At 66.8% G+C, this 13,655-nt stretch carries 8 protein-coding genes; all 8 read left to right on the forward strand.

The genetic code is table 11. The features are described 5' to 3' along the window. Positions 1–2,822: outer membrane beta-barrel protein (locus QSJ34_RS16410; protein WP_285577304.1), on the forward strand; the 2,822-nt coding region annotated here is incomplete at its 5' end. An 11-nt stretch (positions 2,823–2,833) separates the two neighbouring features. Next, positions 2,834–3,424: an outer membrane beta-barrel protein gene (locus tag QSJ34_RS16415; RefSeq protein WP_285577308.1), complete on the forward strand. Its 591-nt coding sequence runs from the start codon at positions 2,834–2,836 to the stop codon at positions 3,422–3,424. A gap of 216 nt (positions 3,425–3,640) precedes the next feature. Beyond that, positions 3,641–5,008, forward strand: coding sequence for a Gfo/Idh/MocA family protein (locus QSJ34_RS16420; RefSeq protein WP_285577311.1), 1,368 nt, complete (start codon positions 3,641–3,643; stop codon positions 5,006–5,008). Continuing rightward, a complete protein-coding gene (locus tag QSJ34_RS16425) occupies positions 5,005–5,874 on the forward strand; it encodes a DUF3472 domain-containing protein (RefSeq protein WP_285577313.1) in 870 nt (289 codons plus the stop codon). Before QSJ34_RS16420 ends, QSJ34_RS16425 begins: the two co-directional genes overlap by 4 nt. A 59-nt stretch (positions 5,875–5,933) precedes the next feature. Beyond that, positions 5,934–7,361: a hypothetical protein gene (locus QSJ34_RS16430; protein WP_285577316.1), complete on the forward strand. Its 1,428-nt coding sequence runs from the start codon at positions 5,934–5,936 to the stop codon at positions 7,359–7,361. Beyond that, entirely contained in the window at positions 7,358–8,218 is an 861-nt protein-coding gene (locus QSJ34_RS16435; protein WP_285577319.1) for a PIG-L deacetylase family protein, read from the forward strand. The genes QSJ34_RS16430 and QSJ34_RS16435 overlap by 4 nt, the downstream gene beginning before the upstream one ends. Before the next feature lie 72 nt (positions 8,219–8,290). Continuing rightward, positions 8,291–11,713: an endo-alpha-N-acetylgalactosaminidase family protein gene (locus QSJ34_RS16440; protein WP_285577322.1), complete on the forward strand. Its 3,423-nt coding sequence runs from the start codon at positions 8,291–8,293 to the stop codon at positions 11,711–11,713. Beyond that, positions 11,713–13,527: an MFS transporter gene (locus tag QSJ34_RS16445; RefSeq protein WP_285577325.1), complete on the forward strand. Its 1,815-nt coding sequence runs from the start codon at positions 11,713–11,715 to the stop codon at positions 13,525–13,527. The genes QSJ34_RS16440 and QSJ34_RS16445 overlap by 1 nt, the downstream gene beginning before the upstream one ends. The last annotated feature ends 128 nt before the right edge of the window (positions 13,528–13,655 follow it).

Genomic DNA, 13,655 nt, shown 5'->3' on the forward strand with positions numbered 1-13,655 from the left:
ACATCCTGAAGGTGCAGCAGGCCACGGTCGAAGTGGTCTCGGCCACCACCCAGGTGGACAAGACGGAAACGGTCACCCAGACCAACATGGCCATCGAAGAGATCAACCAGCTCATGTCCAGCAACCTGGACGCTGTGACCTTCCTGGCCCCCGGCATCGCCAACCCGGGCGGCTCGCCCCGCATTCGCGGCGGCTCGGGCAACAGCACCAAGTTCATGCTCAACGGCGCCATGATCAACGACCAGGCCTGGGGCTACGACCTGGTGGACACCACCATCCAGGACATGATCGAGTCCGTGGCGGTGATCCAGTCGCCCCTCAACGCCCGCTACGGCAACACGGACAGCGGCATCGTCTCCTTCGTCACCACGAAGGGCTCGAACACCTTCGGCGGCAGCATCCGCGCCAAGTACTACGCGGGCGGCATGGAAGCCACGCCCGTGGACTACCCCAATCGCCTGGGCGAGCAGTCCGTGCCCTACCCTTACGCCGATGATTCCTCCCGCACCTACGACGTGGTCTTCCACGGCCCCATCTGGAAGGATCACATCACCTTCGCCTTCGGCGGCACCTACTCGCCCATGCATCCCACCACCACCCGCATGGACCAGCTCATCCACGAGCCGGCCCTGCCCACGGATGCCGCGGGCACCTACTTCAAGCTGCCCAACGGATCCGTTCTGCGCCGCGCCAACACCTACGATCAGAACGTGCTCGAACCCGTGACGTCCAAATCCACCTTCAACCAGTTCGTGCTGTACTGGCAGGTCAATACCAATCACCAGGTGGAGTGGAACTACACCCAGAACGACTACCGCGGCACCTGGTACGGCTACAACCCCATCAGCACCGCCGGGGGCGGCCAGGACGGCCTCAGCACCCGCGTCTGGGACCTGGCCTACAAGGGCATCATCGGCACCTCCGGCGTGCTGGAGGCCCGCTTCGGGCGGACCAACCGCCTCTGGCCCCACCCCACCACGCCCACGGATCCCATCATGGTCCGCTACGGGAAGAGCTCCATCCCCGACGCCAATGGCAACTACATCGCCAACTCCTACATGGACCTCAACGACAAGGGCTCCGCGGCGAAGTGGACCAACGGCGCCACGTCGGATCGCGGTGACAACTTCTTCGACGACACCCTCGTCATCAACTACGAGCACATCCTGAGCAGCGGCTCCTCCACTCACATGATCGATGTGGGCATGGAGCGGCAGAAGTTCCAGTGGGACACCCAGACCCTGGCCCAGATGCCGCCCCGGAACTTCTACGTGCCCGGCCAGCTGGCCACGGACTACACTCTGGCCGAAACCGGCGGCATCGATCCCGCCACGGTGAACGGCAAGTACATCGTCGTGAACTGGCAGGCCCTCTACTCCGATGTGGGCGGCGCGGGTTCCAAGACCCTCTTCGACAACGGCAAGCGGAACCTGATCCCGCGCGTCCGCGTCTTCACGGGCAACGAGAACGGCACCTACTACCAGCCCTCCACCAGCTTCTACATCAACGATCTGTGGACCCTCAACCAGAACCACAGCATCATGGCCGGCCTGCGCAGCGACACCATGAAGCTGCAGGATGACCGCGGAACCCTCCACAGCTACAGCGTGATCACGCCCCGCTTCGAGTACAAGTGGGACGTCTTCGGCGACCAGAGCCGCGTGTTCAACGCCTCCTATGGCCAGTTCCACAACCGCGTGCCCGGTGGCCAGTTCCAGCAGTTCGTGGACCGCCGTCTCGCCTACGATTCCACCTATTACTGGACCGGCACCGCCCCCACGGGCAACCCCAACGCCCCCTACCTGGTGGACAAGAGCGCCATCCTCGACTTGAACAACTACAAGAAGCTCGCCAGCTACTCGGGCCCGGGCACCTTCATCCTCGATCCGAACTGGAAGGCGCCCATCGCCACCGAGTACACCGTGGGTCTGCGCCGCAGCTACGCCAGCGGCATGTCCTGGCGCACCACCCTCGTCTACAAGACCTGGAAGAACCTCTACGATTCCTTCCCGACCTATGCCAGCTCGCTGCTCGTGAGCCCCACAGATCCGACGATCTCGAAGAGCATCTACCATCGCACCACCATGAACGATCCCCAGGCCGAGAAGACCTACAAGGGCTTCGAGCTGGAATGGAGCATCCCCTTCACTCAGAAACTGCGCTTCGCCGGCAACTACACCTACGCCCGCACCATGACGAACGCCGCATCGGTGAACGACAGCCCCAGCGCCGACCGTACGCCCTACGGCAACTTCCGCGACTTCTATGACACGCTCTACCCGCGCGACGCCTACAACCCCGTCAAGCTGCAGGACCCCGAGCACAACGCCAAGGCCTGGTTCGTCTATGACCTGAGCCGTCCCAAGGTGAAGTCGAGCATCAGCTTCCGCGTCAACTACATCAGCGGTCGCCCGGATTACCGCTCGACCCCCATGCAGGTCGGCTACCCGACCGGCAACTGGGCCCCCGCCACGCCCCAGGCCCTCGGCCTGAGGAACACCCTCACCCTCGTCCAGCCGGGCTTCACCCAGGAGGAGGTCTTCACGAACTCCCTGAAGTACGACGTCGAGCTGGAGGTCAAGCGCGGCGCCAAGGTGTTCGTCTCCATCGAGGTCACCAACCCCTTCAACGTCCGCATGGGCGGCTACAGCGACGGCAGCTGGAACGGTGTCCCCGCCTATACCGACAACACCGAAGTCTACGGTTCCCCGAACTACCTCACCCACGGATGGCGCGCCTCGTCGGATCTGTCGAACGTCGCGATCGGGAACGCCCGGAACACGGCGCGCGCCTTCACGATTGAAGCCGGCCTGCGGTTCTAAGACCTGGAGACATGACCATGAAAAAGATCCTCAGCAGTCTCGCCGCGGTGCTGGCCCTCGCCTCCGCCGCCTCGCTCCGGGCCCAGGACAAGGACGGCATCGTCCTCTCCGCCGCCATCCTCACACCCCACGGCGACGCCCTCGACCTCAACCGCCAGACCATGAAGGGCTACGGCTTCCAGGTGGGCTACCTCAGCCATCCCGAAGGCTACGGCGTTTCCTTCCTGACCTACTTCGGCCACCAGATCCTGCCGGGGAAGGAGACAACGGACGCCAGCACCTTCAACCTGGCCGCCAACCTGGTGGGTGTCGATCTCAACTACAAGATCGACGGCACGCCCCTCAGCATCTACACGGGCCCCTCCATCCACCAGTGGCAGGTGGAGCGCCGCGGCGGCGATCCCGTCACCGCCAACCAGGGCGATCAGAACTGGAAGCTGGGTTGGCGCCTCGGCGTGAAATACGTCATCAACGAGGACTGGTCCGTGTCCACGGGCTTCACGCAGACCCAGTGGCGCAGCCGCGCCGACCTGGACTACACGCCAGGCCTGAACCCCAGCCGCCCGGCCTACTGGACCTTCCAGGCCAACTACCGTTTCTGAACTGAATGCGCCACCACGAAGGCTTGGAACCCCCGAGCCTTCGTGGTGGTTCCTTGCCCGCCAGGGATTCCCTTCCCGCCCTCTCGATCGCCCGCGCATGCCCAGCTCCACCCACCAGCACCGCCGCTCCAGTGCCGCGCCCGACACTCCGAAGGCGCCATTCCCCTGGGTTCAGGCCTCGCTCGATGGGCGGGGCTTTTTCGTTTCAGAGGTCCCATGAGCCAGTCCGCCATCTCACGCCGTTTCTTCCTGCAGGCCAGCGCCCTGGCAGGTGCCACCGCGACCATTGGCCTGGCCGGGGAATCCAAGTCCACCAAGTCTGGCGCGGTGGCCCCCAAGACCATGATGGGCGTGCCCTTTGAGAAGGTCGACAAGGTCCGCATCGGCATCATCGGCGCGGGCGCCCGCGGGCAGAGCGTGATGAGCGACCTGCTCAACGTGCCCAAGGTGGAGATCCGCGCCGTCTGCGACATCGATCCCCGCATGATCGAACTCACGAAGAAGCGGTTCTCCAAGAAGGGCCTGCCGGAGCCCCGGCTCTACGCCAAGGGCCCCCATGACTTCGAGAACCTCTGCAAGCAGGACGACCTCGATTTCATCTACATCGCCACGCCCTGGGAATGGCACACCGAGATGGCGCTGTGCGCCATGAACCACGGCAAGCATGCGGGCGTGGAGGTGCCCGCGGGCGTGACGATGCCCCAGCTCTGGGAGCTCGTCCGCACCAGCGAACGCACCCGCAAACACTGCATGATGCTGGAGAACTGCTGCTACGGCGACAACGAGATGATGGTGCTGGCCATGGCGCGCCAGGGCCTCTTCGGCACCATCACCCATGGCGAAGCCGCCTACATCCACAACCTGCGCATGGTCATGAACGAGCAGGACAAGGAGGGCCGCTACGTCAGCGAGGCCGCCTGGCGCCGAGCCTGGCACACGAAGGAGAACGGCAACCTCTATCCCACCCACGGCCTCGGCCCCGTCTGCTGGTACATGGGCATCCACCAGGGCGACCGCCTCGACAGCCTCGTCTCCATGTCCAGCCTCGAAGCCTCCCTCAGCGAGGACCAGCAGGAGCGCTTCAAGGGCCGCGGCGAGCACTACGTCTGCGGCGACATGAACACCAGCATCCTGCGCACCGTGAAGGGCCGCACCATCCTGCTGCAGCACGACACCGTCTCGCCCCGCCCCTATACGCGCCACAACATGATCCAGGGCACCAAGGGCGCCTTCGCCGACTACCCCGAGCGCCTCTACCTCGACGAGGTGGCGAAGAAGACCCGCAAGCACGAATGGATCGAAGGCGAAGACGCCCTGAAGCCCTACCGCGAGCAGTACGTGCATGAACTGTGGAAACGCGTGGGCGACCTGGCCCGCAAGAACGGTGGCCACGGCGGCATGGACTACATCATGTGCTACCGCGTGGTCGAGTGCATGCTCGAGGGCCTGACGCCGGACTTCAACGTCTACGACGCCGCCGCCTGGAGTGCGCCCTTCCCCCTCTCCATCGCCAGCGTCAAGGGCGGCGGCTCCCTGCAGAAGTTCCCCGACTTCACGAATGGTCACTGGAGCGGCAAAGCATGAGCTCGATTCTGCGCCGCGGCGCCACCCTCCTCCTCCTGGCGGCCGCGCCGCTCTCCCTCCGCGCCGACGAAAAGCTGAAGGACATCGCCTGCCGCTCGGTCCACCTCGGCTATCCGGCCCCGGAAAGCCTGGCCTTCTACAACGAAGTGAAGGTCGAGAAGACCGCCCTCGGCACCTACTTCATGGTCTGCGGCTGGAAGGACGGCTACTTCGGCATCCAGGAAGGCTATGACGGCCATCGCCAGATCATCTTCTCCGTCTGGGACGCCTACAAGGGCGACGACCCGGGCGCCGTGCCCGACGGCCAGCGTGTGATCCTCCGCCACCAGGACCCCGAAGTCCGCGTGGGCCGCTTCGGCGGCGAAGGCACGGGCGGCCAGAGCTTCCTGCCCTTCCCCTGGAAAGTGGGCGTGACCTACCGCTTCATGGTCAGCGCCAAGCCCATCGGTCGCCGCACGGAGTTCAGCGGCTGGGTTTTCGATCCCGCACGGAAGGCCTGGCGAAAGCTTGTCACCTTCAGCACCGTCACCGAAGGCCGGGCCCTGAAGGACTACTATTCCTTCGTCGAGGATTTCAAGCGCGACCGTGCCTCCACCAAGCTCGTGCGCCAGGCGGCCTACGGGCCCGGATGGGCGCTCGGCCTCGAGGGCGAGTGGCGCCTGCTCGACCGCGCCAAGTTCACCGCGGACCGCAATCCCGTGTTGAACATCGACGCAGGCATCCGGGATGGCCGCTACTTCCTCGCCACCGGCGGCCCCACCCAGAACCTGGGGACGAAGCTCTGGGACACCATGAGTCTGCCTGCGGAACCCCGCCCCGCGAGGCCGGCGGACCTGCCTCAGGTCGTGCCGAACAGCCAGGACTGAATCCGTCCTTTGAACCATCACCTTGCCCGCCCGCCATCGGGGCGCTGAGGAGCCATCCCATGACCACCACGCATCCCTCTTTCGTTGAAAGCCTGTTCAACGCCGCGCCGAAACGCCGGCCCAGGCTGGATCCCGGCTTCAGGCCCCTCTCGTTGGGGTTGCGCACCTACCGCCGGGTGCTCGCGGAGGAGAGCAGCCGGGACCGCGTCTGCATCGCCCTGGAACAGTCCCCCGAGCGCATTTCCAGGAAGGATCTCGACATCTTCCCGAAGGTCGCGGGCCGTGATGCGGACAACCTCCGCTACGTATCGTGGATGCTCAATTTCATGCTGTGGTCCTGCGGCGGATGGCGCGTCGTGCTCTCCGGTCCCGACGAGCTGTGCCGGGCCGTGGCGGCCGAATACGCGCCCGACGGCGCCCGCGCCTTCGACGCCGGTCTCATGGGCCAGGCCTTCGGCAAACCCTTCGAAATTCGCATCGTGCCCGCCCCGGAGATGCCCGAGGCGACCAGCAGTCCTTCGGTATCGGGCGGCCACTTGGACGGCTGCCGCATCGGCTTCGACCTGGGCGCCAGCGATTACAAGGTGGCGGCCGTGAAAGATGGGGAAGCCGTGTTCAGCACCGAGCTGCCCTGGAATCCCAAGGTGGAGCCCGACCCGGCCTACCACTACACGCGCATCCAAGAGGGCCTCAGGCTCGCCGCCTCCCACCTTCCGCGCGTGGATGCCATCGGCGGCAGTTCCGCCGGCATCCTCGTGGACAACCAGGTGATGGTCGCCTCGCTGTTCCGCGCCGTGCCCGAAAGCACCTTCCAGGAGCAGGTGCGGCCGCTGTTCCAGCGCCTGCAGGCCGAGTGGGGCATCCCCATCGAAGTCATCAACGACGGCGATGTGACGGCCCTGGCCGGGGCCCTGTCCCTGGGCCTTTCGGGCATCCTCGGCATCGCCATGGGATCGAGCGAAGCCGCCGGATTTCTCGACCGCTCGGGCCGCATCACGGGCTGGCTGAACGAGCTGGCCTTCGCCCCGGTGGACGCCAATCCCGAGGCGGGCACCGACGACTGGTCCGGCAATCCGGGCATCGGCGCGGCCTACTTCTCGCAGCAGGCCGTGAACAAGCTGGCGGGGCCCGCGGGCATCACCTTCCCCGATGATATGGGCCTGCCCGAGCGCCTGAAGGTCGTGCAGGAACGCATGGCTGTGGGCGATCCCGCCGCCCAAGCGATCTTCGAGACCATCGGCATCTACCTGGGCTACGTCATCCCCTGGTACGCAGAGTTCTACGACATGGAGCACGCCATGATCCTGGGCCGCGTGACCTCGGGCCCCGGCGGCGAACTGATCCTCGCCCAAGCCAAGGAGGTGCTCGCCGCCGAGTTCCCGGAGCTGGCCCAGCGCCTGTCCATCTTCCTGCCCGACGAAAAGAGCCGCCGGGTGGGCCAGGCCGTGGCCGCCGCCAGCCTGCCCAGGGCCGGAGCATCGCGATGAGCCATCCGTACCGAACCTATGTGCAGGATCTGGCCCGCGTGCAGGACACCGCCCGCGCCCTGCCCCTCGGTGCCTTCACCTCGCCCGTTCCGGTCCACCCGGGTACGGATGCGCCCCTCGTGATGGTCTTCTCGCCCCACCCCGATGACGAATCCATCGTGGGCGCCCTGCCCCTGCGCCTGCTTCGCGAGGCGGGACAGCGCGTGCTGGTGGTGGCGGTCACGCAGGGCAGCAATGCGGCCCGCCAGGCCGCGCGTCTGGAGGAGATGCGCGGCGCCTGCGCCTTCCTCGGCTTCGACCTGGTCACCACGCAGGAGCATGGCCTCGCGGGCATCAACCCCAAGGGCCGCCAGGATGCGCCGGAAGCCTGGGCCAAGGCCGTCGCCATCATCGCGAACCTGCTTTCGACCCACCGGCCGAAGACCGTGTGCTTCCCTCATCTCGGGGACGCAAACAGCACCCACCAGGGCACCCACCTGCTGGTGGTGGACGCCCTGCGCAGCCTCGGCCCCGACTTCAAGTGCCGCGTGGTGGAAACGGAATTCTGGGCGCCCATGGAAAAGCCCAACCTGATGATCGAGTCGACGGTGGAAGACGTGGCGGATCTCGTCGCGGCCATCACCTTCCACAAGGGCGAAGTGGCGCGGAATCCCTACCACCTGCACCTGCCCGCCTGGATGGGCGACAACGTGCGTCGCGGCGGAGAGCTGGTGGGCGGGCAAGGCGGCGCCGCACCCGATTTCCATTTCGCCACGCTCTATGGGCTGCGGATCTGGAACGGTGCCGAGCTCCTCCCCGCGGAGCCGGAGACGCGCATCCTCTCCGCTGAAGCCGACCTGACGTCCCTTTTCGCATAGCCCCCGCACCGGGCGCCGTCATTCACCGGACCCCGCCCGGTCCCATTCCGCACCGCCGCCGCAGAGACCACCATGACTCCAGCCCGCGTCCTATTCACATTGGTGGCCCTCAGCGGTCTCCTCCAGGCCGAGACGCTGTCCTCGGACAAGCTCTCCGTGGCCCTGGATCCGGCCTTCCCCGGCATCCAGAGCTACACGTCGGGACGGGGGAAGATGATCCTGTCGGCCCCGGGAAGCCGCCTGGCCCTCGTCAACGGGAAGGCCTGCGAGCCCCTCGTGACGTTCCGCCAGGAAGGCCCCGGCAAAGCGAAGTACAGCCTCCGTTTCGAAACGGCCCAAATCAGCTGCACCCTGCGCGTCCAGGTCGAAGGGAACACGGTCCTCTTCCGCGTCACCGACATCGTGGAAGCGGGCGAGGAGCCGCTCTACACCCTGGCCCTCCCGGGGCTCGTCACCATGGCCGCGAGGGGCGGCGACGAGGCCGCCGTGGCCCGCCTGCCCTTCCACTCCTACAAGACCGGCAAGAAGGAGGATGACGACGAGATCGGCCCCGTGTCCTCATTCAAGCCCGAGGTCCGGGGCGCCTCCTACGCCTTCGTCTGCAGCGGCGGCCTGGCCGTGGGCGCCTACGCCAACACGCTCATCGAGAAGGACCGCCTCCAGCTGAAGGTGGAGGGCCAGGGGGCCGAGGCGACGCTCAGCATCGCCCCCGGCACCTGGACCTGGCGCGCCGTGCGCAAGGAAACCACCTGGGAACCCGAGCTGCGCGTCGTCGTGGTGGAGGATGTCAACGGCGACGGCCGCGTGACATGGCAGGACGCCGCCGTGGCCAGCCGCGCCATCCTGCCCACGCCCTACGGCGCCCAGACCATCCCCACCCATCCCCTGGCCCACATCCTCATGAACTTCGCCAGCCAGGCCACCACGCCCTTCCTGCGCGGCCTCGACCAGCTCAAGAAGGTCTGGCTCTATACGGACGGCCTGGGCCAGCGGGTGCAGTACAAGGGCTTCGCCGGCGAGGGCCACGACAGCTCGCATCCCGACTACGGTGGCAACGTGGGCCGCCGCCAGGGCGGGCGCGAGGAGCTGAACCTCGCCATGCGCCGCGGCCACGACTTCGGCGTGCTGTCGGGCGTCCACATCAACGCCCAGGAGTACCACAAGGAGGCCAAGCACTTCCGCCCCGACCTGGTGGACGAAAAGGCCATTGGCTGGTCCTGGCTGGACGAATCCTACCTCACGAACTACCACAAGGACACGGCCTCGGGCGCCGTGGAATCGCGCCTGCGCGAGATGCGCGAGGACCTGCCCTTCCTCGATTTCGCCTACCTCGATGTGTACTACGGCATGGGCTGGCCCGGCTGGAAGATGCACACGACGACCAACGGCCTCGGCATCATGCAGCACACGGAATTCCCCGGCACCATGGAGCGCGCCGTCATCTGGAACCACGTGGCCAACGACTGGACCCAGGCCATCTGGGGCGCGGGCGACCAGAGCGTCATCGCGCGCTTCGTCTTCAACCACCAGAAGGACACCTTCGGCCACACGCCCCTGCTGCGCGGCGCCAACAGCGACGGCTTCCTGGGCTGGCACGCCGAGCACGACATGAACGTCACCATCCGTTCGGCCTTCACCGTCAACCTGCCCACGAAGTACCTGCAGCACTTCCCGCTGATGAGCCAGACGGAGGCCGAGGCCCGCTTCGCCACCGGCGTGCGTTCCGAAGTGAAGGACGGCGTGGCGCGCCTCTACAGCGCCGAAGGCCACCTCCTCAACAGCTGCACCTACCCCAAGCCCGCTTCGCGCCCCGAGCACAACCTCTGCTTCATCCCCTGGGATCCGGTCCGGGAAACGAAGATCTACCACTGGAGCGACCAGGGCGGCGAGTCCACATGGGATCTGCCCGTCTCCTGGAAGGGCCTGAAGGAAGCGCGCCTCTACCGCCTCACGGACCTGGGCCGCACCTTCGAGCGCACCGTACCCATCCAGGAGGGCCGCATCACCCTCGGGGGCATCGCCGCTGCCACGCCCTACGTCCTCTACCGCGAGGATCCCGGCTCCCTGCCGGACATGCAGTGGGGAGAGGGCAGCCTCGTGAAGGATCCCGGCTTCGACAGCCACGGCTTCACCAGTTGGACGAAGACTTCCGGCGGCGAGGCCGTGCGCATCGAGAACGACGCCTTCGCCCAGACCCACCTCGTGATGGCCGCCCCGGGCGAAGTCCGGCAGGTGGTCAAGGGACTGAAGCCGGGTCAGACCTACGCCGCCTCCGTGTGGGTGGAGATCGAAAGCCGCCGCCAGGCCACGCTCTCCGTGCGGCCCAGCCAGCCCACGCTCCGGGAGCCCGCCCTGGACCGCCGCGCCTGGACCCTCATCAGCCAGGGCCGGGGCCAGAACGGCAACGATCCCGAGAAGCTCTTCGACGGCGATCCGAACACCTTCTGGAAATCCCAAGTCAACAAGAAGGAGCCCGCCAAGAGCGCCAAGTTCCCGCACACCCTCGACGTGTCCCTGGGCGACGCGCATGAGCTGGAGGGCTTCATCCAGACCGCGCGGCCAGGCCTCCCAGAAGGAACCATCGACGCCTTCGAAGCCTTCACGAGCCTGGATGGCAAAGCCTGGACCAAGGCCGCGGTTGGCCGCTTCAGCTACGATGCCTCCGGTCGCGCCACTGTTCCCTTCGCCCGGAAGGCCAAGGCCCGCTTCTTCCGTCTGGTGGCCAAGTCGGCCCTGAAGGGCGGCGACCTCGCCACCTGCGCCGAGCTGGACTTCCTCGGCCACCGCCTGCCCGCCCCCCAGACCGCGCTGAGCCCGGTGAGCCGCAGCATCGATCGCACCGTGCTGCCCAACTACACGGACCAGTCCCAGAAGTATCTGCGCCGCTACCACCGCATGAAGGTGATCTTCCAGGCGCCCTCCAGCGGCGAGGCGGTGCTGGCCCTCAGCGCCGGGGAAGGCCAGGATGCCGTCCGCTTCGACGACGTGCGGCTGGTGGCGACGGAGCTCAGCAAGCCCCCCGCCAAGGCCAAGAGCGTGGTGCTCTTCGAGGATTTCGAACACGTGGACGAGGGCTGGGGCCCCTTCATGTATGCCTTCGAAGGCCCCATGCAGACCCACCTCTCCGAGACCCACAAGCCCTACACCGACGACACCCTGCGCGGCGACTTCAGCCTCAAGACCTGGAACGAGGATGTGGACGGCCTCGTCTACCGCACCGTGCCCGCCACCCTCGCCCTGAAGCCCCGCACCAAGTACCGCGTGAGTTTCAGCTACCTCGCCAACAGCGCCGACCGGTTCAGCTTCCAGGCGGGCAGCGAGGCGGCCAAGGAGGCCGGCCACACGGCGAAGATCTCGAAGGGCACGTGGAAGCCCGCGACCTTCACGACCACCTTCAGCACGGGTTCCCAGGACGACTGGTTCGTGGGCATCGCCAAGACCAAGGGCCAGGGCATCCTCGTCATCGATGACCTCCTCATCGAGGAGGTGCACTGATGCGGTCCCCCTCGGAACAGGCCGGCGCCCGACCGGGCTACCTGCCCTTCCTCCTCCTCATCTCGGGCCTCGGCGGTCTGCTGGCGGGCGTCGATTTCGGCATCATCGGCAGCGCCCTGGAGTTCCTCAACAAGACCATCAAGGTCAGCGAGGCCCAGCTTTCCTTCATCGTCGCCATCTACACGGGCGGCGGCGTGCTGGCCAGCTTCTTCGCGGGTTTCTTCGCCGACTGGCTGGGCCGCAAGAAGCTGATGGTCGCGGGCGGCGCCGCCTTCGTGCTCAGCATCTTCCTCATCTACACCTCGCAGGGCTTCCTGCCTCTGCTGCTGGGCCGCGTGCTCATGGGCCTCTCCGGCGGCATCATCTGCGTGGTGGTGCCCCTCTACATGGCCGAATGCCTGCCCGCGGGCATCCGCGGACGCGGCACGGCCATCTTCCAGTTCATGCTCACCCTGGGCATGGTGGCCGCCGGCGCCATCGGCGTCTTCTTCACCAACCGCAACGCCGCGAGCCTCGCCCTGGCCCAGCAGCTGCACACGGCGGATCCCGCCGCCCTCCAGGCCGCCACCTTCAAGGCCAACAGCGAGGCCTGGCGCAACATGTTCCTCGTGGCGGCCGTGCCCGGCCTGATCTTCAGCCTGGGCGCCTTGCTCGTGAAGGAAAGCCCCCGCTGGCTCTTCCGCCGCGGCCGCGCCGACGAAGCCGAGCGCATCCTGCGCCTCTCCCGCTCCGCCGAGCAGACCGCGCTCGAAATGGCCGAGATGGGCCAGCACACGGACTCGCAGGCGGGGAAAGGTTCCGCCAAGGACAGCCTCTTCCAGCGCAAATACGTCATCCCCTTCCTCCTCGCCTGCGTCGTGCTGGCCGCCACCCAGGCCACTGGGATCAATTCCATCATCGCCTACGCCGTCATCATCCTGCGGGGCGCCGGATTGGATGCCGTGAGCGCCACGCTGGGCTTCACGATCATCACGGCCCTCAACTGCGCCATGACGCTGGTCGGCGCGGCCCTGGTGGACAGGGTCGGCCGCCGCTTCCTGCTCAAGCTCGGCACCCTCGGCATCATCGCCACCCTGTGCGGCGCGGCCTTCGTCTACCGGGGATTCGAGGCCCAGCGCAAGGACGTGGATGCGGAGATCCGGGCCCTGGTGCAGGACAACCAGCTCGAGGTGGACCTCCACCGCGTGGCCCTGCCCGGGGTCGATGACCGACCCATGGCCCTGACCGTGCTCTACACCCTGGGCGCCGAGCAGAAGGTCGTCCGCGCCTTCATGCCCACCGCCGAGGACCTCAGGGTGGTCGCCGCCGCGGAGCCCCTGCGCGCCATTCCCGAAGCCCAGTGGAGCGCCGACCAGCGGCGGGCCCTGGCCCAGGCCGACGGCATCCTCGCCGCGCAGAAGCTCAAGGTACAGTCCGACCCCCGGAATCCCGTCCGCCTGGAGATCGCCCGCGCCAAGTGGGGGCCCACGCCCACGCCGACCACGGGCTGGCTGGTCACGGCCCTGCTCTGCCTCTTCGTGGCCTTCTTCGCCGTGGGCCCTGGCGTGTGCGTGTGGCTCGCGCTCACGGAGCTGATGCCCACGCGCATCCGCTCCACGGGCATGGGCGTGGCCATGGTGCTCAACAACGGCGTGCAGTTCGTGAGCGCCCTCGTCTTCCTGCCCGTCGTGGGCCGCTACGGCTTCCACGCCATGTTCTTCGCCTGGGCGGGATGCACGGTCATCTACTTCCTCACCGCGGCCTTCTTCATGCCCGAAACCAAGGGCCGCACCCTCGAAGAGATCGAAGACCACTTCGCCGGGAAGCACGCCTGAATGCGACGTCTCGGCTCATCTCAAAAAACGTCAACCGCGGATGGCGCGAATCGCCCTTCGGGCGTGCGAAGGTCGACCGGGAATCCTTCCGCCGAGTCCCAAGCCGCGCCCTCAGATCATTTCCGTTT

The organism is Geothrix limicola (genome assembly GCF_030268085.1).
Taxonomy (GTDB): Bacteria; Acidobacteriota; Holophagae; order Holophagales; family Holophagaceae; genus Geothrix; species Geothrix limicola.

Bases quoted from the DNA above. Each gene is read 5' to 3' on its own strand.
- QSJ34_RS16415 (WP_285577308.1), top strand. From the start codon at position 2,834: ATGACCATGAAAAAGATCCTCAGCAGTCTCGCCGCGGTGCTGGCCCTC.
- QSJ34_RS16420 (WP_285577311.1), top strand. From the start codon at position 3,641: ATGAGCCAGTCCGCCATCTCACGCCGTTTCTTCCTGCAGGCCAGCGCC.
- QSJ34_RS16425 (WP_285577313.1), top strand. From the start codon at position 5,005: ATGAGCTCGATTCTGCGCCGCGGCGCCACCCTCCTCCTCCTGGCGGCC.
- QSJ34_RS16430 (WP_285577316.1), top strand. From the start codon at position 5,934: ATGACCACCACGCATCCCTCTTTCGTTGAAAGCCTGTTCAACGCCGCG.
- QSJ34_RS16435 (WP_285577319.1), top strand. From the start codon at position 7,358: ATGAGCCATCCGTACCGAACCTATGTGCAGGATCTGGCCCGCGTGCAG.
- QSJ34_RS16440 (WP_285577322.1), top strand. From the start codon at position 8,291: ATGACTCCAGCCCGCGTCCTATTCACATTGGTGGCCCTCAGCGGTCTC.
- QSJ34_RS16445 (WP_285577325.1), top strand. From the start codon at position 11,713: ATGCGGTCCCCCTCGGAACAGGCCGGCGCCCGACCGGGCTACCTGCCC.